The 19,388-nt window shown below is 68.2% G+C and carries 20 protein-coding genes; 10 read left to right on the top strand and 10 right to left on the bottom strand.

What is annotated here, in order from left to right; translation table 11 throughout:
• Positions 1 to 88 precede the first annotated feature (88 nt).
• The 4 genes from C1933_RS16610 to C1933_RS16595 form a co-directional block, all read right to left on the bottom strand.
• On the bottom strand, positions 89 to 826 hold the full coding sequence (locus C1933_RS16610; protein WP_199911379.1) for an endonuclease/exonuclease/phosphatase family protein: 738 nt from the start codon (positions 824 to 826) through the stop codon (positions 89 to 91).
• A gap of 52 nt (positions 827 to 878) precedes the next feature.
• Positions 879 to 1,718, bottom strand: a complete 840-nt coding sequence (locus tag C1933_RS16605) for a thiol:disulfide interchange protein DsbA/DsbL (RefSeq protein ID WP_108754144.1) — start codon at positions 1,716 to 1,718, stop codon at positions 879 to 881.
• 107 nt (positions 1,719 to 1,825) lie between these two features.
• On the bottom strand, positions 1,826 to 2,476 hold the full coding sequence (locus C1933_RS16600) for a thiol:disulfide interchange protein DsbA/DsbL (protein WP_108754143.1): 651 nt from the start codon (positions 2,474 to 2,476) through the stop codon (positions 1,826 to 1,828).
• A gap of 106 nt (positions 2,477 to 2,582) precedes the next feature.
• Positions 2,583 to 3,383: a c-type cytochrome gene (locus C1933_RS16595; protein WP_108754142.1), complete on the bottom strand. Its 801-nt coding sequence runs from the start codon at positions 3,381 to 3,383 to the stop codon at positions 2,583 to 2,585.
• A gap of 157 nt (positions 3,384 to 3,540) precedes the next feature.
• On the opposite strand from C1933_RS16595, the gene yihA reads away from it, so the two are divergent.
• Entirely contained in the window at positions 3,541 to 4,143 is a 603-nt protein-coding gene (gene yihA / locus C1933_RS16590; RefSeq protein ID WP_108750547.1) for a ribosome biogenesis GTP-binding protein YihA/YsxC, read from the top strand.
• A gap of 97 nt (positions 4,144 to 4,240) precedes the next feature.
• Here the strand turns inward: yihA and C1933_RS16585 are convergent, their stop codons facing one another.
• The 3 genes from C1933_RS16585 to C1933_RS16570 form a co-directional block, all read right to left on the bottom strand.
• Positions 4,241 to 5,215, bottom strand: coding sequence for an MBL fold metallo-hydrolase (locus tag C1933_RS16585; RefSeq protein WP_108754141.1), 975 nt, complete (start codon positions 5,213 to 5,215; stop codon positions 4,241 to 4,243).
• Positions 5,216 to 5,865: 650 nt separating this feature from the next.
• Complete coding sequence (locus C1933_RS16575) at positions 5,866 to 6,690, bottom strand: helix-turn-helix transcriptional regulator (protein ID WP_108754139.1); 825 nt, start codon at positions 6,688 to 6,690, stop codon at positions 5,866 to 5,868.
• Positions 6,687 to 7,391 carry a VIT family protein gene (locus tag C1933_RS16570; RefSeq protein WP_108754138.1) on the bottom strand — a complete coding sequence of 235 codons (705 nt, stop codon included), beginning with the start codon at positions 7,389 to 7,391 and terminating at the stop codon, positions 6,687 to 6,689. Before C1933_RS16570 ends, C1933_RS16575 begins: the two co-directional genes overlap by 4 nt.
• A gap of 153 nt (positions 7,392 to 7,544) precedes the next feature.
• Between C1933_RS16570 and C1933_RS16565 the strand changes: the two genes are divergently transcribed.
• Together C1933_RS16565 and C1933_RS16560 are read left to right on the top strand one after the other, a co-directional pair.
• On the top strand, positions 7,545 to 8,909 hold the full coding sequence (locus C1933_RS16565; RefSeq protein WP_108754137.1) for a glutamate--cysteine ligase: 1,365 nt from the start codon (positions 7,545 to 7,547) through the stop codon (positions 8,907 to 8,909).
• A gap of 47 nt (positions 8,910 to 8,956) precedes the next feature.
• Entirely contained in the window at positions 8,957 to 9,373 is a 417-nt protein-coding gene (locus C1933_RS16560) for a hypothetical protein (RefSeq protein ID WP_108754136.1), read from the top strand.
• A gap of 87 nt (positions 9,374 to 9,460) precedes the next feature.
• On the opposite strand, the gene C1933_RS16555 is transcribed toward C1933_RS16560, so the two are convergent.
• Positions 9,461 to 10,513, bottom strand: coding sequence for an NAD(P)-dependent alcohol dehydrogenase (locus tag C1933_RS16555; protein WP_108754135.1), 1,053 nt, complete (start codon positions 10,511 to 10,513; stop codon positions 9,461 to 9,463).
• Between the two features lie 107 nt (positions 10,514 to 10,620).
• Here C1933_RS16555 and C1933_RS16550 point away from each other — a divergent pair, with 107 nt between their 5' ends.
• Positions 10,621 to 11,505, top strand: a complete 885-nt coding sequence (locus C1933_RS16550) for a LysR family transcriptional regulator (RefSeq protein WP_108754134.1) — start codon at positions 10,621 to 10,623, stop codon at positions 11,503 to 11,505.
• Positions 11,506 to 11,554: 49 nt separating this feature from the next.
• On the opposite strand, the gene C1933_RS16545 is transcribed toward C1933_RS16550, so the two are convergent.
• A complete protein-coding gene (locus C1933_RS16545) occupies positions 11,555 to 11,971 on the bottom strand; it encodes a VOC family protein (RefSeq protein ID WP_108754133.1) in 417 nt (138 codons plus the stop codon).
• A gap of 124 nt (positions 11,972 to 12,095) precedes the next feature.
• On the opposite strand from C1933_RS16545, the gene C1933_RS16540 reads away from it, so the two are divergent.
• Positions 12,096 to 12,773: an SMI1/KNR4 family protein gene (locus C1933_RS16540; protein WP_108754132.1), complete on the top strand. Its 678-nt coding sequence runs from the start codon at positions 12,096 to 12,098 to the stop codon at positions 12,771 to 12,773.
• Between the two features lie 166 nt (positions 12,774 to 12,939).
• On the opposite strand, the gene C1933_RS16535 is transcribed toward C1933_RS16540, so the two are convergent.
• Positions 12,940 to 14,043 (bottom strand): alkene reductase, encoded by a 1,104-nt coding sequence (locus C1933_RS16535; protein WP_108754131.1) that lies wholly within the window; start codon positions 14,041 to 14,043, stop codon positions 12,940 to 12,942.
• A 127-nt stretch (positions 14,044 to 14,170) separates the two neighbouring features.
• Between C1933_RS16535 and C1933_RS16530 the strand changes: the two genes are divergently transcribed.
• The 5 genes from C1933_RS16530 (at position 14,171) to C1933_RS16510 (ending at position 19,125) form a co-directional block, all read left to right on the top strand.
• Positions 14,171 to 15,079 (top strand): LysR family transcriptional regulator, encoded by a 909-nt coding sequence (locus tag C1933_RS16530; protein WP_108754130.1) that lies wholly within the window; start codon positions 14,171 to 14,173, stop codon positions 15,077 to 15,079.
• A gap of 56 nt (positions 15,080 to 15,135) precedes the next feature.
• A complete protein-coding gene (locus C1933_RS16525; RefSeq protein WP_108754129.1) occupies positions 15,136 to 15,411 on the top strand; it encodes a metal/formaldehyde-sensitive transcriptional repressor in 276 nt (91 codons plus the stop codon).
• Between the two features lie 58 nt (positions 15,412 to 15,469).
• Complete coding sequence (locus C1933_RS16520; protein ID WP_108754128.1) at positions 15,470 to 16,579, top strand: S-(hydroxymethyl)glutathione dehydrogenase/class III alcohol dehydrogenase; 1,110 nt, start codon at positions 15,470 to 15,472, stop codon at positions 16,577 to 16,579.
• A 48-nt stretch (positions 16,580 to 16,627) separates the two neighbouring features.
• Positions 16,628 to 17,458, top strand: coding sequence for an S-formylglutathione hydrolase (gene fghA / locus C1933_RS16515; RefSeq protein WP_108754127.1), 831 nt, complete (start codon positions 16,628 to 16,630; stop codon positions 17,456 to 17,458).
• Between the two features lie 236 nt (positions 17,459 to 17,694).
• The gene (locus C1933_RS16510) at positions 17,695 to 19,125 is read left to right on the top strand and encodes a GGDEF domain-containing protein (RefSeq protein ID WP_108754126.1); all 1,431 of its coding nucleotides are present in this window, start codon (positions 17,695 to 17,697) and stop codon (positions 19,123 to 19,125) included.
• The last annotated feature ends 263 nt before the right edge of the window (positions 19,126 to 19,388 follow it).

Here is a 19,388-nt window from a genome sequence, read left to right as displayed (position 1 = left end):
GGGGCCAATTATTTCGTCAGTCGAGCAAGCTCGACTCTACGGCGAAGTGCGGACCAACGGTCCGCACCCACCAGGGCCGGGCGGCTGGTCAGCGCAGGGCGTCGGCCGGCACGTCGATCGCCATGGCCAGGGCCAGGTGATCGGAAAACGCGGCGGGCACCGCTTCCACGCTGCGGGTCTGCAGGTTGCTGCTGACCAGGATGTGGTCGATCGCCCGGTCCGGGCGCCAGCTGGGGAAGGTGGGCACCGCGCAGCCGGGCGGTTGCAGCTGGGTCTTCTGGTACAGCACCTGCATTTCCGGGCGTTCGGCCAGGCAGTTGAAGTCGCCCATCAGCACCGCGTTGGGGTGGTCGGACAGCAGTTCGGCAATGAAGCCCAGCTGCGACATGCGCGAACCTGCGCCCAGCGACAGATGGGCCACCGCCACGGCCAGGCCGTCGGCACCATCGCCGAACTTGGCCAGCAGCACGCCGCGCCCGCCGATGCGGCCGGGCAGGGCGTGGTCCTGGACTTCCACCGGTTCCAGCTTGCTCAGCAGGCCGTTGGCGCTGGACGCTACACCGCCCATGCGCCGGTTCGGCTGGTGGCTCCAGTAATTGAAGCCGGCGCGCTGGGCCAGGTAGTGGGTCTGGTTGGTGAAACCGGAGCGCAGGCTGCCCGGGTCGGCCTCCTGCAGGCCGACGATGTCATGGTTGCGGGCCAGGGTGGCGATCGCATCCAGGCTGCTGCGCTTGCGCCCCGCCGGCAGCGCATGTGACCAGCTGCGGGTCACATAGTCGCTGTAGCGGCGGGTGCTTGAGCCGGCCTGGATATTGGCCGTCAGCAAGCGCAGGGTCCGTGTGTGGGGGGAAGTCACGACCGGGGAAACGTCTCTGGAATCAATGCGCCTGGGCGGCCGCGCGCTCGCGGGCGATCAGGTGGTCGGCAATGCGCAGCATGTCCGGGAAGCCCTTGCCCTTCACCAGGTACTTGCCGTTGACGATGATCGACGGAGTGCCGGAGATCTGGCTGCGTTGGGCGAACTGCTTGGCCGAGTTGGTCTTGGCGTTCACCGCGAAGCTGCCCATGGTGGCGGCGAACTGCTTGGGATCAACGCCGTAGGCGCCGTAGAACTTGGCGATATCTTCCACCGAGTCGGCACCGCGCTCGCCCTTCAGGGTCTTCTGCACGTGGATGGCCTGGTACAGGGCTTCGTGCGACTTCTCCTGCACGCCCAGGGTCTGCGCGGCGTAGAAGGCGCGGCCGTAATTATCCCAGGTGCCGCCGAACATGGCCGGCACGTAGACGAAGTTCACGTCGCTGGGCAGGCCAGCCTTCCACGGGCCCACCAGCGGCTGGAAGGCGGCACAGGCCGGGCAGACATAGCCGAAGATTTCCACCACTTCTACCTTGCCAGCGGCCGGCTGGAACGGCTGGCCGTTCGGGATCAGCTGGTAGTCGGCGCCTTCCACCGGAGCCGGGCCGGTCAGCGCGGTGGTGGTCGGGGCCGGTGCGGCCGCCGGTGCGGCGTCGGCCGGGGCGGTGCTGCCTTCGGCGGCGGGGGCGGCGCTTTCGCTGCCTGCGGCCGGCTCGGCGGCCGGGGCCGGGGTCTCGGTGGTGGCCGGGGTCGCTGCCGGTTCAGCCGGCGCGGTGGTATTGGCGGTGCCGTCGTCGGCCTTGCAGGCGGCCAGGATCGGCAGCAGCGCTGCAAGTGCGAGGGCGGCGTAACGGGTCTTCATGGAAACGTCTCCAGCATCTGGAATGGTGGGGCCGGCGGGTGAACGCCGGCCAGGGGGAAATGATGACACGCGGCGGCGGATGCGCCGTGTGCAGGGTCGGGATTGGTTCAGCGGCCGCGGCTGGCGCGGGCCTGGGCGATGAGCGCCGAGGCAATGCGCAGCTGGTCTTCGAAGCTGTTGCCGCGCACCAAGTACTGGCCGTTGATGATGATGGCCGGGGTGCCCGGCACCTGGGTGCGCTTGGCGAAGGCACGGGCGGCGGCGACCTTCTGCTGCACGGCTTCACCGCGCAGGGCCTGCTTGTAGCGGTCCGGGGCCACGCCGTAGGCCTTGTAGAAGGTGGCCAGTTCATCGGCCGACACGTTCTGCATGGGCAGCGAGCCGTCTTCGTGCAGGGCCTTGAACACCGCTGCATGGCTGCGCTTGGCGACGCCTACTTCATCGGCGGCGTAATAGGCCAGGGCCCAGGCATCCCACGGACCCCCGAAGGCGGCCGGGACCGGGGTGAAGCGCACGTCGGCCGGCAGCTTGGCGGCCCAGGCGGCCAGCTGCGGCTCGAAGTGGGCGCAGTGCGGGCAGGTGTAGCCGAACACTTCCACCACTTCGATCTTGCCAGCCAGCGGCTGGAACGGGCCGGGCTGGGCGATGCGCTCGTAATCTTTGCCTTCCACCAGCGGGGCGTTGGCAGGGGTGGCGGCGCAGGCCGCCAGCGGCAGCAGCACCAGCAGGGACAGCAACAGGCGGGACATCAACCTCATCGACGTGCATCTCCATTGAAAATAACAACGCCGGCGCAGCCGCCGGCGTGAAGGAAACATACCGCAGCAGCGGGCCGCCGTGGCGACCCGCGCCGACCAATGGCCGTCAGGGGGCGGCGGCCGGTGGCATGGCGGTGGTCTGCGCGGCCACGTCGTCGGCGCGGTTGTGCAGACCCTGCAGGTAGCTGGACAGGGCCTGGACTTCCTGTTCGGTCAGCTTCTGGGCGATGGCCGCCATGATCTGGAAGTGCGCCTTGTCGGCTTCGTGGGTCTGCCCGGCCTGGTATTCCTGCAGGCGCCGGGCGACATAGCTGGCGTGCTGGCCGCCGATATGCGGATAGGCCGGGCCCGGATTGCCGGCGCCGCTGGGGCCGTGGCAGGCCATGCAGGCCGGCAGGCCGCGCTGGGCATCGCCGCCGCGGTAAAGCTGCTGGCCGATTTCGTAGAACTTCATGCCCTTGTAGGGGCCGTCGGCCACCGGCGTGTCGTCGGCAATGCCGGCGGCGGCCTTCTGGGTGGCGAAGAACGCGCCGATGTCGCGCATGTCCTGCGGGGTGAGGTTCTGCACGAACGGCACCATGGCCACGGCGGCGCCGGAGCTGCGCTGGCCGTTGGCGATCAGCGCCATCTGCTGGGCCACGTAGCGTTCGCTCTGGCCGGCAATGGACGGGTACATCTCGACTGTGGAATTGCCATCGGCGCCGTGGCAGGCCGCGCAGGCGGCCGCCTTGCCCTGGCCTTCCTTGGCGTTGCCCCAGGTGGTCTTGCTGAAATCCACCTCGAGCGAGGCGGTCTGGATCGGGCCATTGTCGGGCAGCGGGACCAGGGTGGTCTGCGCAAAGGCAGCGGCGGCAACCACCACGGCCATGGCAAGGGCGGATACGGCAAGAACGCGAGCGTGGCGCATGCTGAAGCTCCGTTTGGACCGGGCCGGGCGGCAGCGACCGGCATCGCCCGGATTATCAACGCCGTTTCCGCGCACGGTCAACGAAGCAGCGCAGCATTTTCCGGACCCACGGTGCCCCGGGCGGGCGCGCGGCGCCGCAACATGCGATCCTACGCACATGTCATTGCTCATCGAACGCGCCCGCTACCACCTCTCGGCCCACAACGCGCGGCAGCTGCCGCCCGATGAAGGGGCCGAAGTGGCCTTCGCCGGCCGCTCCAACGCTGGCAAGTCCAGTGCCCTCAACGCGCTGACCCGGCAGAACGCGCTGGCCCGCGTGTCCAAGACGCCCGGCCGCACCCAGCAGCTGGTGTTCTTCCAGATCACCCCGGAAGCCAGCCTGGTCGATCTGCCAGGTTACGGCTATGCCAAGGTGCCGCTGGAGCTGCAGGCACACTGGCAGGCCTTCATCGACAAGTACTTCCGCACCCGCGAGGCACTGCGTGGCCTGGTGGTGGTGATGGATATCCGCCACCCGCTGAAGGACTACGACCGGCAGATGCTGGCCTATGCCGTGCAGCGTGGCCTGCCGGCGCATGCACTGCTGACCAAGGCCGACAAGCTCAGCCGCAGCCAGCAGATGCAGACCCTGCAGAAGGTGCGCAAGGAACTGCATTCGGCCTATGGCGATACGGTGAGCGTGCAGGTGTTTTCCGGCGAAGACCGTACCGGCGTGGAAGAAGCGCGCGGGGTGATCGGCGGCTGGCTGGGGCTGGAATAAGCGGCTGTCGGTGCGTTCGCCGGGCATGGCCCGGCGCTACCCGTTGGCGGCGTCTGCTGAAGGGTACCGGTAGCGCCGGGCCATGCCCGGCGTCACCTCATTTCAGCGGCGAATATTCCGCCGGTACCCAGGCATAGGCCTGGCCTTCGCTGCGCACGTGGCCCAGGCCGGGGAACGGCAGGTGCGCGCCGGCCACCCACCAGCCCTTGGCGGTGGCCTGCTGCAGCACGCTGCGCCGGCTGGCGGTGGCCGCCGGGCGATCGGCATCGGCTTCAAACGCGGCTTCCGGGTGCGCGAACTGCACCGCATGGAAGTGCAGCACATCGCCCCACACCAGCAGTGACTGGCCCTGGCTGTCGAACCGGTAGGAGACATGGCCGGGGGTGTGGCCGTGGGTGTCCATGGCCACCGCGCCACCGGGCAGCGCGTCGCCGGGCTGGAAGGTGCGCAGGCGCCCAGCGGCCTGGTACGGCGCCACGGCGTTGCGGGCCAGCGGGAAGGCGAAGCGCACGCCTTCGGGCGCACTGGCCGCGCTGGCCGGGTCCAGCCAGTAATCGGCATCGGCCTGGGTGAGCCACACGGTGGCATTGGGGTAGGCCGGCTGGCCCTGCGCATCGAGCACGCCGCACATGTGGTCGGGGTGGGCGTGGGTGAGCAGGATGTCATCCACCTGCGCCGGGTCGACGCCGGCGGCGCGCAGGTTGGCCAGCACCTGGCCCAGGCCGGGGCCGAAGCACTGCGCGGTGCCGGTATCGACCAGGGTGAGGTGGTTGCCCTGGCGCACCAGGTAGGCGTTCACGGCGGTCTGCAGGCCCTTGCTGTCTTCGGGCACGTAGTGGCCTTCCAGCAGGCGGCTGACCAGGGTAGGCGGTACGCCCACCACTTCCTGTCGACCCAGTGCCACTACGCCGTCGAACAGCGCGGTGACCTGCAGGTTGCCGATGCGCTGGTGGTAGACGCCGGGCACCTGCTGGGTGGGGGCGGGGGAGGTGGCTTCGGCCAGCGCAGCCGTGGGCAGGCCGGCAATGGCCAGCAGCAGGGCGCCGCACAGCGGCAGGTGACGCGGGGTCATGGGGTGTCCTGGGTGAGGCGGAGGATTCCGTCGCTGTGCAGCGTGCCGTGCGGGCGGCGCGCGATGCGCTCAAAGCAGTGCGCGCAATGCTCAGGGTGGGGGGAGTTTGTTTGCAGGGCTTGCAGCCCTGCACCTGCCTGGAGCAACGTCAACGGCAAAAGCGTGCATTCCGTGGGATGGCGGGGTGGGTCCGGTTGCGGGGGACGGCGCAAGTACGTCCATGTAGCCTCGGTCGCGCCATCCATGGCGCTCACGCCCCCGCAACCGGACCCACCCCGCCTTCGACAGATTTCCGCGCGCTGTTGGAACGGCACGGGGTCGGATCCCGTTGCTGCGCAACGGGCTCTGACCCCAATCTGGAATTCGATATCTGACAGATGTGTCGACCAAGGTCGACACCTACCAACAGCCGCGCGCAACAACAGTCGCAGTTACCAACAGCCGCCGGAATCTGTCAGAGGTGGGGCGGTGTCGGATTGCGGGGTGTCAGCCGCATGGATGCGGCTGCCAAGCCTACATGGACGTACTTGCGGCGTCCCCGCACTCCGACACCGCCCCGCCATCCCACGGAGAGCCCGCTCTGGACGTTGACGTTGACGTTGACGTTGCTCTGAGCAGGTGCAGGGCGCAGCCCTGCCGATACCCCCCCCTTAGATCTCGCTGGGGGAAAGACCGTACTGCTCGGCGAAACGCTTGCTGAAGCTGGCGGCGGAGCGATAGCCCGCGCGGGCGGCCACGGTCTTCAGCGGCAGGTCGGTGGTGTACAGCAGGTTCATGCCGTGGGCCAGGCGCGCTTCGGTCAGTAGCTGGCGCAGGCTGGTCTGTTCGGCCGCCAGGCGGCGGCGCAGGGTGGCGCCGCTCAGCGCGAACTGCGCTTCCACATCGCGTGATTGCCAGTCGCGCGCGGGGTCGGTGGCGATGCGGTCGCGGATCTGCTCGCCCAGGGTGGGCGCCTGCGGCAGCAGCAGGTTGCCGTGGCCCCTGCGGCACCACGCCAGGACCAGGCTGGCCAGCGCCAGGCGTGCTTCGCTGTAGTGGCCGTCCTGCAGGTGCTGGCGCCACTGCCGCAGCAGGGGGCCGTGATCGTGTAGTGCGAGCCGCGCCACGCTGGCACCCGGTGCCGGTAGGGGTTCGTTCCACAGCGTGCGGGCTGCGGCCAGCGCTTCGGCACACAGCGGCACGATGGCGCTCAGGTAGCGCCCGGTGCGCGGATCGGGGGTGTTCACCACATCGATGCGGCAGCGCTGGGTGACCAGCAGGATGTCGCCCGGTGCGTACTCCAGCGATTGGTGCGCGGTGCGCACCTGCTTGCGGCCCTCCAGCAGGATGGCGAACTGCGGCTGCGGAATCTCAACCGAACTGGCGCCGTGTTCGCGCCGCGCGGTGATGCAGGCATAGCCTTCGGCGCGCCCGCAGTGGGCCAGGCTGGCCAGTTCGGCCAGCAGCGTGGTGGCGGGCGGCGGTTGGCCGGTCATGTGATGTGTGCGCCCAGCAGGCGGCCGATCGCGGCGGCCGCGGCCATCGCCACTGCACCCCAGACCATCACCCGCAGGGCGCCGCGTACCGGCGCGGCACCGCCGGCGTGGGCGGCCAGCGCACCGGTCACGCACAGGCCCAGCAGGGTGGCGATGGTGGTCATGGCGGCAACCCGCTCTGCGGCGGACAGCAGCGCGGTCACGACCGGCAGCGCTGCGCCGCAGGTGAAGGCCGCCGCCGACGCCAGCGCCGCCTGCAGCGGTCGCGCGCGCAGCGTATCGGTGATGCCCAGTTCGTCGCGGGCATGTGCGCCTAGTGCATCGTGGGCGGTGAGCTGTTCGGCCACCTGCCGTGCCAGTGCCGGCTGCAGGCCGCGGTGGCGGTAGATGGCGGTCAGTTCGTCCAGTTCGCTGTGCGGGTCTTCGTGCAGTTCGCGCTTTTCCACGGCCAGGTCGGCCGCTTCGGTATCGGCCTGGGTCTGCACCGAAACGTATTCGCCGGCGGCCATCGACATCGCGCCGGCCACGGTGCCGGCAATGCCCGTGGCCAGCACGGTGCTGGCCGATGCGCCACCGGCGGCCACGCCCACCACCAGGCCGGCCACCGAGACGATGCCATCGTTGGCACCCAGCACGGCGGCGCGCAGCCAGCCGACACGGTCGGTCCGGTGCAGCTCGGGGTGTCGTGAATGGCGACTCATGCGCGCCAGTGTACGGGGGTCAAGGGGCCGTCGGTAGGATGCTGAAACCCGTCACAGTGGCATGACGCGGTGAACCGCCACGCTATAGTGCGCCCTTGCGATGGAAGGCCCTGGGCCCCACATCCCCAGCCCCCTGCACAGCGAGCCACCCCCTTGTCGAGCCCCAGCCACGTCGCCGATACGCCCATTACCGACCGCACGCAGCTGGTCGAGGTGCTTGCCTCCGGTGAAAAGCCCCGCGCGCAGTGGCGCATTGGTACCGAGCACGAGAAGTTCGGCTTCCGCCTGGACGATCTGCGCCCGCCCACCTACGACGGTGATCGCGGCATCGAGGCGCTGCTCAACGGCCTGGTGCGCTTCGGCTGGGAACCGGTGCAGGAAAACGGCAACACCATCGCCCTGCTGCGCGACGGCGCATCGGTGACGCTGGAGCCGGCGGGGCAGCTGGAACTGTCGGGCGCGGCGGTGGAAACCATCCACCAGACCTGCGTGGAAACCGGCACGCATCTGAATGAAGTGGCACAGGTGGCCGGCGAACTGCAGCTGGGCTTCCTGGGCATGGGCTTCCAGCCCAAGTGGACGCGCGATGAGATGCCGTGGATGCCCAAGGGCCGCTACAAGATCATGCGCAACTACATGCCCAAGGTCGGTTCGCTGGGCCTGGACATGATGACCCGCACCTGCACGGTGCAGGTGAACCTGGACTACGCCACCGAAGCGGACATGGTGAAGAAGTTCCGTGTGTCGCTGGCGCTGCAGCCGATCGCCACCGCGCTGTTTGCCGATTCGCCGTTCACCGAAGGCAAGCCGAACGGCTACCTGAGCTACCGCTCGCACATCTGGACCGACACCGATGCCGACCGCACCGGCATGCTCGACTTCGTGTTCGAGGATGGCTTCGGCTACGAGCGTTATGTCGACTATCTGCTGGACGTGCCGATGTACTTCTCTTACCGCGATGGCATCTACCACGATGCCAGCGGGCAGAGCTTCCGCGATTTCATGCAGGGCAAGCTGCCGGTGCTGCCCGGTGCGCTGCCGACCCTGCGCGACTGGTCGGACCACATGACCACCGCGTTCCCGGAAGTGCGCCTGAAGAAATACCTGGAAATGCGCGGCGCCGACGGTGGCCCGTGGAGCCGCCTGTGTGCGCTGCCGGCGTTCTGGGTGGGCCTGCTGTACGACGATGCCTCGCTGGATGCCGCCTGGGACCTGGTGCGTGACTTCACCCTGGCCGAGCGCCATGCGCTGCGCGATGGCGTGCCGAAGTACGCCATGGGCCTGCCGTTCCGCAACGGCACCGTGCGCGACCTGGCCCGCGAAGCGGTGAAGATTTCCGTGGAAGGGCTGAAGCGCCGCGCCGCGCGCAATGCCGATGGCCAGGACGAAAGCAAGTTCCTGGACGTGCTGCAGGAAATCGTCGAATCGGGCCTGACCCCGGCCGAACGCAAGCTGGCGCTGTTCCATGGCCGCTGGCACGGCGACGTGGATCCGGTGTTCCGCGAGTTTGCTTACTGAGGCATCGCGTGGCCGCCGGGCATGGCCCGGCGCTACCGGTCCATGCCATGAGCCAGTTCATCCTGTTCGAACAGAACCCTGCCGCAGAAGGGACCTGGCGTGATGAGCTGGCGCCAGCGCGGAACAGTGATTTCCTGGCTGGCGTTGCCGATCTCTACTTTCCCGCGTCGGAGCAGGTAGTCAGCTGCGCCGCAGTTGGCGGGGATGCCAGTGATCTGATCAACGACGTCTACCTGCGCATCAGATCGAACTCGGATGTGGAAGGCTCGCGTATCGCCCGGCTGGTGAAGCGTGCGTTCGAGATGAACATCGGGTTCGTGTTCTGGGCAGGATCGGACTACCGGGATCTGCCCGCCGTAAGATCCTATGCGGACTTTCTGCAGGCATTGGCGGAGCAGGCGGAGCAACAGCCTGCGGACGTCTTCATGAAATGCATTCCGCATTGCGCCGGCGGTGTCGGTTGATTTGACTGGGCTGAACGTGTCAGCCGACGGTGCACCATGAAAAAACCCCGGCAGTGCCGGGGTTTTTTCGTTCCATCACCGCGGCGGTCAGGCCTTGATGGTGGCCATGTCGATCACGAAGCGGTAGCGCACATCGTTCTTCGCCATGCGCTCCCAGGCGTCGTTGACGTTCTTGATGTCGATCACTTCGACGTCGGCCACGATGCCGTGCTCGGCGCAGAAGTCCATCATTTCCTGGGTTTCGGCCATGCCGCCGATGGCCGAGCCGGTCACGTGCTTGCGGCCGAAGATCACGCTGGCGCCCATCAGCGCCGGGTCCAGTTCGGTGATCACGCCGACCAGGCACATGGTGCTGTCGCGCTTGAGCAGGCTCATGTACGGATTGGTGTCATGGCTGACCGGTACCGTGTTGAGCAGGAAATCGAAGCTGTTGGCGTGGGCCTTCATCTGCGCCGGATCGCGCGAGACCAGCACTTCGTCGGCGCCCAGACGCTTGGCGTCGGCACCCTTTTCCGGGGTGGTGGTGATCATCACCACGTGCGCGCCCAGGGCCTTGGCGAACTTCACGCCCATGTGGCCCAGGCCACCCAGACCGATCACGCCGACCTTCTGGCCGGGGCCGACCTTCCAGTGGCGCAGCGGCGACCAGGTGGTGATGCCAGCGCACAGCAGCGGCGCGGCAGCCTTCAGGTCCAGCTTCTCGGACACCTTCACCACGAAGCGCTGTTCCACCACGATGTGGTCGGAATAGCCGCCCTGGGTCAGTTCGCCGGTGACGCGGTCGCGGCTGTTGTAGGTGTAGGTCGGGCCCTTTTCGCAGTACTGCTCCAGGTCGTGGTCGCAGGCGTCGCAGTGGCGGCAGGAATCGACCATGCAGCCGACGCCGGCGAAATCACCGGCCTTCAGCGTGGTCACGCCCGGGCCGACTTCCACCACGCGGCCGATGATCTCGTGGCCCGGCACCATCGGATACTCGGCGCCGCCCCAGTCGTCGCGGGCCTGGTGCAGGTCGGAATGGCAGATGCCGCTGTACAGCACTTCGATGCGCACATCGTTGGCGCCGACCGCGCGGCGTTCAAAGCTGATGGGTTCGAGCGGGGCGGTGTTGCTGCGCACCGCATAACCGAGGGCGAGGGACATGGGGAATCCTTGGCGGGGTTTGTCGAAAGGCGTTTTACAATACGCCCCTCGCGCGGGGGTAAGAACCCCGGATATCGGCATGATTCATCAAGTGGGACTGCACAATCATGGCCACTGACAACCTGACCCACCTGGCCGCGTTCGCCGCGGTGGCCCGGCACCGCAGCTTCCGCCGGGCCGGGGCCGAACTGGCCCTGTCCACCTCGGCGGTGAGCTACGCGATCCGCGCGCTGGAAGAGCGGCTGGGCGTGGGCCTGTTCCACCGCACCACCCGCAGCGTGGCCCTGACCGAAGCCGGCCAGCGGCTGCTGCAGCGGCTGCAGCCGGCGCTGGGCCAGGTGCACGAGGCGCTGGAGGAAATGAACCAGTTCCGGGCCAGCCCCACCGGCCTGCTGCGCATCAACGCCGCGCGCGCGGCCGTGCCGACCCAGCTCGGCCCGCGGCTGACCCGCTTCCTGCATGCGCACCCCGATGTGCGCCTGGAGCTGACCGAGAACGACGGTCTGGTGGATATTGTGGGCGAAGGCTACGACGCCGGCGTGCGCCTGCACGAGTTCGTGCCCGAGGACATGGTGGCGGTGCCACTGGGGCCGGCGCTGCGCGGCATGATAGTCGCCTCGCCGGACTACCTGCGGCGGCACCCGGCCCCGCAGCACCCGCGTGACCTGCTGGAGCACGAGTGCATTCGCTTCCGCTTCGCCAGCGGGCACCTGTACAAATGGCAGTTCGACCGCGGCGGTGAATCGCTGGACATCGACGTGCGCGGGCGGCTGACGCTGAGTGAGCAGACCACCATCATCCGCGCGGTGATCGATGGCTTCGGCCTGGCGTATGTGCTGGAAGATGCCGCCCGACCGCATATCGAGGCCGGGCGCATGGTGGCGGTACTGCAGGACTGGAGCGAACCGTTCGCCGGCTTCGTGCTGTATTACCCCAAGCAGCGGCAGATGGCGTCGGCGCTGCGCGCGTTCGTGGATATGTTGCGGCAGTGAAGCGCAGCAATGCAGTAGATCCACGCCATGCGTGGATGGCTGGCCCCGATCACTCCACCAACGCGTCATACCCCTTGCCGACGAACTGCAGCAGGCAGAAGCCATGCCCGAACGGGTCGGCCAGCACGGCCAGCCGGCCCCATGCGCGCTCGCTGACCGGGCGTTCGATCAGCGCACCGGCGGCGACCGCGCGTGACAGGGCGGCGTTGATATCGTCCACCACCCAGTCCAGGTGGATGGGCGTCCAGTGGCGCTCGTAGTCGCGCACATCGCCATCGTCGGCGGCGGCGCTGCCGTCGGCGTTCTGCAGCAGGTACAGCGGCGTGGGCCCGCCCAGCAGTTCGGTGGCGCCCGCGCCGAGCCTACGGCCGATGCGCAGGCCGAACGCCTGGGTGTAGAACGCCTCGGCCGCGGCCAGGTCGGGCACGTCCAGATTGACGATGAAGGAGGGGGCGGGGGAGTCCATGGCGGGGCAACGTACGGCGGGGCAGTGCAGTCTAGGCCCGTGGCGTGACGGTGCCGGTTCATCTTGCTGGCCGCGCGCGCAGGGTTCAGGCAAGGTAGTCGGCTGGGTTCCAACAAGGATACGTATGAACACGCTCGCCGACGTCGAACAGGCCACGGGCCAGGTCTTTCCGCCGCTGTACCACCAGTTGTCTGCGGATGGTCAGCTGCAGTGGGGCGCGCTGGGCTGGGAGGGTTTCCAGCAGCAATCCGCACAGCTGCGCGCGCAGCCGCCGCTGCTGCTGTTTGCCGATGAGTTCGAGCCGATCGGCCGCGACGAACTGCAGGAAGCGTGGGAAGACCTGACCGCCGAGGACCACTACAACCCGCTGCGCGACGACCTGCAGCTGCTGCCGTTCGCGCGCAGCGGCGCGGGCGACGTGTACTGCTTCTGGTCCAATGCGCCGGGCTTCAGCGAGCCGCCGGTCGTGTTGGTATGGCACGACGACGACCGCGCCGACATCCTGGCCGCCAACCTGCAGGACTTCGTGTTCCGCAAAATGGTGGAGGCGGTGGTGGAACTGGAGACGCAGTACTCGATGCTGGGCAAGGAGACGCTGGCCGACGATCTGCAGGCGTGGCTGGGCACGCACCGCGCGTGGCTGCGGGCCGACCAGGTGGCGGCGCTGGAACGCCTGTACGCGCGTACTGACGAGATCGTTGCAGGGCGGATCAGCGAGGACGAGGGACAGGCGCTGCTGAAGCGGGTGATCGGCTTCGCGCGGCTGGATGAATCGTTCGCGTACGTGCGCGAAGGGGCGTGACCCCGGGCAGCCAGGGGGCGGATCCGCGCGCAGTGCGGCTCTGACCCCGTCTTCGCCGAACCGGGGTCAGAGCCCTTTCCGCTGGAAACGGATCCGACCCCATGCCAGATCGCCGAACCGGGGTCAGAGCCCTTTCCATTGGAAAGGGATCTGACCCCATGTCCGATCAGCTGGCGACCGGGTAATCCAGATAGCCCTCGCGGCCACCGCCGTAGTAAGTAGCGCGATCCGGCGTGGTCAGCGCCACGTCGGCCTGCAGGCGCTCGACCAGGTCGGGGTTGGCGATGAACGGCTGGCCGAAGGCGGCGATATCGATGGTGCCTTCGTCCACCAGGCGCAGGGCACGCTCGCGGGTCATCCCGCCGGCCAGGATGACGGTTCCGCCGTAGGCCTGCTTGAAGGCCTTCAGGAACGCTTCGCCGATGGCCGGCGCGCCGTGCAGGTAGTTGTCGTTCAGATGCACATAGGCCAGCCCACGCTTGCCCAGTTCTTCGGCCAGGTACAGATAGCTGGCCTCGTTTTCTGCATAGGCCGGCATGTCGAAGACCTGGCTGTTCGGTGCCAGGCGCACGCCCACGCGCTGCGCGCCGATGCGTGCGGTCATGGCATCCACGGTGTCCAGGATCAGCCGCGCGCGGTTGGCCAGCGAACCGCCGTAGCCATCCTGGCGATCGTTGGTGAGCGGGTTGAGGAACTGTTCGAACAGATAGCCGTTGGCGGCATGCAGTTCGATGCCATCGAAACCGGCGGCGATGGCATTCTCGGCGCCGCGCACGAAGTCGCTGACGATGCCCGGCACTTCGTCGGTGCGCAGGGCGCGCGGCGGGGTCGGGTCGGCCGGGCCGCGGCTGCCGTCGTCACGATACACGAAGGCGAAGCTGCGGGGATCGTGGGCCACCGCGCGCGTGCTGGCGCTGACCGGCTGGCCACCGTCGGGCTGCAGCGAGCGGTGCGACATGCGGCCCACGTGCCAGAGCTGGGCGAAGATGGCGCCCTGTGCGGCATGCACGGCATCAGTGACCTGGCGCCAGCCGGCCACCTGTTCCTGCGACCAGATGCCCGGCACGTCGATGTAGCCCTGGCCCTGCGGCGACACCGGGGTGCCCTCGCTGATGATCAGGCCGGCACTGGCGCGCTGGCGGTAGTACTGCGCGGTCAGTTCGTTGGCCACGTAGTCGGGATTGCGCGCACGGGTCATCGGCGCCATGGCGATACGGTTGCGCAGCGGCGTGCCGGCCAGATCGAACGGTTGGAAGAGCGGGGCGGTCATGTGCAGGTCTCTTGGGGGAAGGAGCGCCGGTGGCGCGATGCCTACAGGATGGCGTTGACATCGGGCCCCATAAATGGGTTCCATTTCCCATCGAGCGGGACTATTTGTCCCCAGTAGGGCCCCCGGCATGCTACCCGTCGAATCCTTGAATGGTCTGGTCACCTTCGTGACCACTGCACGCGCGACCACCTTTACCGAGGCGGCCGAGGCGCTGGGCATTTCCCGCTCGGCGGTGGGCAAGGCCATCGCCCGGCTGGAAGTGCGGCTGGGCGTGCGCCTGTTCCACCGCACCACCCGGCGCATCTCACTGACCACCGACGGCGAGGCCTACTACGCGTCCTGCGCCGCCGCGCTGGAGGAGATTTCCGCGGCCGAGGCCTGCCTGGGCCTGGGCGCGCACGTGCCCAGCGGTCGCCTGCGCATCGACATGCCCTCGTCGTTTGGCCGCATGGTGGTGATGCCGGTGCTGCTGAAGCTGTGCCAGCAGTACCCGGACCTGCAGCTGACGGTGACCTTCACCGATCACTTCGTAGACCCCATCGAGGAAGGCATCGATCTGCTGATCCGTTTCGGCGGGCTGCAGCAGGCCGAACATCTGGTGGCGCGGCGGCTGGGCAGCCAACGCCTGGTGACCTGTGCGGCACCGGCCTACCTGCAGGCGCACGGGGTGCCGCGGACGGTGGACGATCTGCGCCAGCACCGCAGCATCGTCGGCTACCGCCATGGTCAACCGGTGGCGTGGCGGGTGGGCGTGGAGGGCGAGGGCGGCACGTTCATCCCCAGCGCCACCCACCAGTTGAACGATGGCGATGCGGTGATTGACGGCGCACTGGCCGGGCTGGGCATCTGCCAGATGCCGATGTCGCTGGTGCGGCCGCACCTGCAGTCGGGCGCGCTGCAGTCGGTGCTGGACGAGCAGATGCAGCGCCATGTCGATATCCATGCCCTGTGGCCGCCCACCCGCCACCTGCGGCCGAAGGTGCGCTACGTGGTGGATGAGCTGACCCGGTTGGCGGCCGGGGGCGCCTTCGATTGAGTTTGCGCGGCCGGCCTGTATACTGTCCCCCAGTATAGTTCCGCAGGTGGCCGCCCATGCCGCATTCACCCGAAGAGAAAAAGAAGGTCCTGGCCCGCGTGCGCCGCATCCGTGGCCAGTGCGATGCGCTGGACCGCGCGCTGCAAGCCGGCGCCGAGTGCGGCCCGGTGCTGCAGCAGATCGCGGCCATCCGCGGCGCGGTGAACGGCTTGATGTCCGAAGTGATGGAAGCCCACCTGCGCGAGGAATTCGGCCAACCAGCCGCATCCGATGAACAGCGCGCCGAGCGCGTGCGCGAGATGAGCGGCTTGATCCGTTCGTACCTGAAATAAACGAGGGCGCAACACTGCGCCATCCATGCTGTCTTTGTCTGTCCTTGGAGAATCCGCCATGAAATCCCGTGCCGCCGTCGCCTTTGGTCCCGGCCAGCCGCTGCAGATCGTCGAAATCGACGTCGCCCCGCCGAAGGCTGGCGAAGTGCTGGTGAAGATCACCCACACCGGTGTCTGCCACACCGATGCGTTCACCCTGTCCGGCGATGACCCGGAAGGCCTGTTCCCGGTGGTGCTGGGCCATGAAGGCGCCGGCATCGTGGTGGAAGTGGGCGAGGGCGTGACCAGCGTGAAGCCGGGCGACCACGTCATTCCGCTGTACACCGCCGAGTGCGGCGAATGCCTGTTCTGCAAGAGCGGCAAGACCAACCTGTGCGTGTCGGTGCGTGCTACCCAGGGCAAGGGCGTGATGCCCGACGGCACCAGCCGCTTCAGCTACAACGGCGAACCGATCTACCACTACATGGGCTGCTCGACCTTCAGCGAGTACACCGTGGTGGCCGAAGTATCGCTGGCCAAGATCAACCCGGAAGCGAACCCGGAACACGTCTGCCTGCTGGGCTGCGGCGTGACCACCGGCATCGGCGCGGTGCACAACACCGCCAAGGTGCAGGAAGGCGACAGCGTGGCCGTGTTCGGCCTGGGCGGCATCGGCCTGGCGGTCATCCAGGGTGCCCGCCAGGCCAAGGCCGGCCGCATCATCGCGGTGGACACCAACCCGTCCAAGTTCGAGCTGGCGCGCGAATTCGGCGCCACCGACTGCATCAACCCGAAGGACTTCGACAAGCCGATCCAGCAGGTCATCGTGGAAATGACCACCTGGGGCGTGGACCACAGCTTCGAGTGCATCGGCAACACCAGCGTGATGCGTGCGGCGCTGGAATGCGCGCACCGCGGCTGGGGCCAGAGCGTGGTGATCGGCGTGGCCGGCGCGGGCCAGGAAATCTCCACCCGTCCGTTCCAGCTGGTGACCGGCCGCAAGTGGATGGGCACTGCCTTCGGCGGCGTGAAGGGCCGCAGCCAGCTGCCGGGCATGGTGGAGGACGCGATGAAGGGCGATATCGAACTGGCCCCGTTCGTCACCCACACCATGGACCTGGACAAGATCAACGAAGCCTTCGACCTGATGCACGAAGGCAAGTCGATCCGTTCGGTCGTCCACTACTGAACCACGCCAGGCGGCAGGCCGCGCGCCTGCCGCCACCGGGAGCACTCCATGGAACGCATTGAACACCGTGCCTGCTTCGGCGGCTGGCAGGATGTCTATCGCCACACGTCCACCACGCTGGGCTGCGACATGCAGTTCGCCGTGTACCTGCCGCCGCAGGCGGCCACGCAGAAACTGCCGGTGCTGTACTGGCTGAGTGGCCTGACCTGCACCGAACAGAACGTGATCACCAAGGCCGGCGCGCAGCGTTACGCCGCCGAACACGGGGTGATCCTGGTGGCCCCCGATACCAGCCCGCGCGGTGACGACGTGGCCGATGCCGAAGGCTACGACCTGGGCAAGGGCGCAGGCTTCTATCTCAACGCCACCGAACAGCCATGGGCACGGCACTACCGCATGCACGACTACGTGGTGCAGGAGCTGCCGGCGCTGATCGAGGCGCACTTCCCGGCGACCGATGCGCGTGCCATCAGCGGCCATTCGATGGGTGGACATGGCGCGCTGGTGCTGGCGCTGCGCAATCCCGGCCGCTACCGCAGCGTGTCGGCGTTTTCGCCGATCGTGGCACCCAGCCAGGTGCCGTGGGGCGAAAAGGCCTTCACCGCCTACCTGGGCGACGACCGTGCGGCCTGGGCGCAGTGGGATGCCACCGCGCTGATCGCCGATGCCGGCGAGCGCCTGCCGCTGCTGGTGGACCAGGGCGATGCCGATGAATTCCTGCAGACCCAGTTGCAGCCGCAGCGCCTGCAGCAGGCGTGCGAAGCGGTGGGCCACCCGCTGACCCTGCGCCTGCAGCCGGGCTACGACCACAGCTATTACTTCATCGCCAGCTTCATTGGCGAGCACATCGCGCACCACGGCAAGGCGCTGCGCGGCTGAGGCGAACGCGGCGCCGCTGAGGCGTAGAGTCGAGCTTGCTCGACTGGCGTGGAAAATCAGTCGAGCAAGCTCGACTCTACCCAAGCGGGCAGTCGAGCAAGCTCGACTCTACCGAAGCGGGGCAGTCGAGCGCGCTCGAGCCCACCCGGTGCGGCTGGGTTTTCGGCAGTCGATCACGCCCCGCTGGCGGGGCAACGCGCTATGGTGCGCACAGACGGCTTGCCGATGGGGGATCCATGCCGGTAGTGCTTGCGCTGCTGTACGTGCTCTGCCACGGGGTGGTCGTGGCGTTCTGGCCGGGGCCGGCCGGGGAAGGTTCGTTCGTGTTCCTGACCGCCGCGCCGGTGCTGGCGGCGATGGCCTGCCTGTGGCGCGCGCGGCGTGACCGGGCGGCGCTGGGCTGGCGGGCCACCGCATTGGCGCTGCTGCTGTGGGCCGGAGGCATGGCGGTGAACATGGCCGATGCGATCGGTGCCGGGCGTGCCGATCTGACCCCGCGGGTCAGCCTGCTGCTGTATGTAATCTACGGCGTGCCGCTGGTGTTCATCCTTGCCCGCGCCCGCCGCGAGCGCTGGACCATCAGCACCATCGACGGCCTGATGGCGGCGCTGCTGGGCGTGCTGTTCTTCGTGCACACCCTGTCCTTCGCCGACCGCATCAACGTCGATGACACGGCCATGGCCAACATGCGCCGCATGTTCGACATCCAGAACCTGTGCATTGCTGCGTTCGCCTGCGTGCGCTGGCTGGCCGGCGACGTGCCCGAACGGCGCAGCTTCTTCCGCGCGCTGGCGCTGTATGCGCTGCTCTATCTGGGCGTGGCGTACTACATCAACCATTTCACCGCCGAACAGTCCTTCGGTGCCTACAACGACCTGCTGATCGACGTGCCGTTCCTGCTGCTGGCGGTGCTGGCCCTGCGCCAGGCGCCGGCCCCCGGCGGCGTGCTGCACCCGCGCCTGTCGCGGCTGGTCCAGGCCGGTGGACCGATGATCCTGCCGCTGCTGCTGCTGGTGGTCGGGGCGCTGGTGGTGGACCACGCGCGCCCGCTGGCGCTGGCCGGCTTCGTGGTTGCTACGCTGGGTTTCAGCCTGCGCAGCACCCTGCTGCAGATCGACCTGCTGGAAGCGCAGGCACGGCTGGACCAGCTGGCGCGGCAGGACGGCCTGACCGGCGTAGCTAATCGCCGCCAGTTCGATGCGGCGCTGACCAGCGAGTGGAACCGGGCCCGCCGCAGCGGCACCGAAGTGGGCCTGCTGCTGGTGGACATCGACCATTTCAAAGCGTTCAACGACCAGCACGGGCACCCCGCCGGCGACCGCTGCCTGCAGGCCGTGGCCGCGGTACTGCAGGCCACCGCCAACCGCGCGGCCGACACCGTGGCGCGCTATGGCGGCGAGGAATTCGCGGTGATCGTGCCCGGCACCAGCGTGGAGGGCGTGCTGGCGCTGGCCGAGCGCCTGCGCGTGGCAGTGCAGGCGCTGCAGCTGCCGGAAGGGCGGGTCAGCATCAGCGTGGGGGTGGGGTTCGCCCACCCGCCGGTGATGGCCACGGCCGAACAGCTGCTGGCCCATGCCGATGCAGGCCTGTACGCAGCCAAGCGGGGCGGCCGCAACCAGGTGGCCGCACTGCCGTCCGGGCCGATGGGCTTCAGCTTCGCCCGGTAGTGGCCAACCTTGGTTGGCCGCCTTTCCCATGCGCGCCAACCAAGGTTGGCGCCTACCAAAGCAGGGCATGAACCCGGTAGTGGCCAACCAAGGTTGGCGCCTACCAGGGCGGGCCGGTCAACCGCCGCGTATTGATGGCCGTTTACCAAGGCAGGGCATGAACCCGGTAGTGGGTGAAGGCCGGGCGCCTGTGGGATACTGCCGCCGAATGTGCGGATGATCACATTCGGGCGGGGAGCCCGGATCACCACTGGCGGAATGGG

Origin of the sequence: Stenotrophomonas sp. ZAC14D2_NAIMI4_6, assembly GCF_003086875.1 — a bacterium.
Taxonomy (GTDB): domain Bacteria; phylum Pseudomonadota; class Gammaproteobacteria; order Xanthomonadales; family Xanthomonadaceae; genus Stenotrophomonas.
The sequence above is the reverse complement of the archived record's forward strand: the minus strand, read 5'-3'. Positions and strand labels throughout refer to the sequence as shown.

Bases quoted from the DNA above. Each gene is read 5' to 3' on its own strand.
- C1933_RS16510 (WP_108754126.1), top strand. From the start codon at position 17,695: ATGCCGGTAGTGCTTGCGCTGCTGTACGTGCTCTGCCACGGGGTGGTC.
- C1933_RS16600 (WP_108754143.1), bottom strand. From the start codon at position 2,476: ATGAGGTTGATGTCCCGCCTGTTGCTGTCCCTGCTGGTGCTGCTGCCG.
- C1933_RS16555 (WP_108754135.1), bottom strand. From the start codon at position 10,513: ATGTCCCTCGCCCTCGGTTATGCGGTGCGCAGCAACACCGCCCCGCTC.
- C1933_RS16525 (WP_108754129.1), top strand. From the start codon at position 15,136: ATGCCGCATTCACCCGAAGAGAAAAAGAAGGTCCTGGCCCGCGTGCGC.
- C1933_RS16560 (WP_108754136.1), top strand. From the start codon at position 8,957: ATGAGCCAGTTCATCCTGTTCGAACAGAACCCTGCCGCAGAAGGGACC.
- C1933_RS16595 (WP_108754142.1), bottom strand. From the start codon at position 3,383: ATGCGCCACGCTCGCGTTCTTGCCGTATCCGCCCTTGCCATGGCCGTG.
- C1933_RS16530 (WP_108754130.1), top strand. From the start codon at position 14,171: ATGCTACCCGTCGAATCCTTGAATGGTCTGGTCACCTTCGTGACCACT.
- C1933_RS16520 (WP_108754128.1), top strand. From the start codon at position 15,470: ATGAAATCCCGTGCCGCCGTCGCCTTTGGTCCCGGCCAGCCGCTGCAG.
- yihA (WP_108750547.1), top strand. From the start codon at position 3,541: ATGTCATTGCTCATCGAACGCGCCCGCTACCACCTCTCGGCCCACAAC.
- C1933_RS16540 (WP_108754132.1), top strand. From the start codon at position 12,096: ATGAACACGCTCGCCGACGTCGAACAGGCCACGGGCCAGGTCTTTCCG.
- C1933_RS16585 (WP_108754141.1), bottom strand. From the start codon at position 5,215: ATGACCCCGCGTCACCTGCCGCTGTGCGGCGCCCTGCTGCTGGCCATT.
- C1933_RS16570 (WP_108754138.1), bottom strand. From the start codon at position 7,391: ATGAGTCGCCATTCACGACACCCCGAGCTGCACCGGACCGACCGTGTC.
- C1933_RS16545 (WP_108754133.1), bottom strand. From the start codon at position 11,971: ATGGACTCCCCCGCCCCCTCCTTCATCGTCAATCTGGACGTGCCCGAC.
- C1933_RS16575 (WP_108754139.1), bottom strand. From the start codon at position 6,690: ATGACCGGCCAACCGCCGCCCGCCACCACGCTGCTGGCCGAACTGGCC.
- fghA (WP_108754127.1), top strand. From the start codon at position 16,628: ATGGAACGCATTGAACACCGTGCCTGCTTCGGCGGCTGGCAGGATGTC.
- C1933_RS16550 (WP_108754134.1), top strand. From the start codon at position 10,621: ATGGCCACTGACAACCTGACCCACCTGGCCGCGTTCGCCGCGGTGGCC.
- C1933_RS16605 (WP_108754144.1), bottom strand. From the start codon at position 1,718: ATGAAGACCCGTTACGCCGCCCTCGCACTTGCAGCGCTGCTGCCGATC.
- C1933_RS16535 (WP_108754131.1), bottom strand. From the start codon at position 14,043: ATGACCGCCCCGCTCTTCCAACCGTTCGATCTGGCCGGCACGCCGCTG.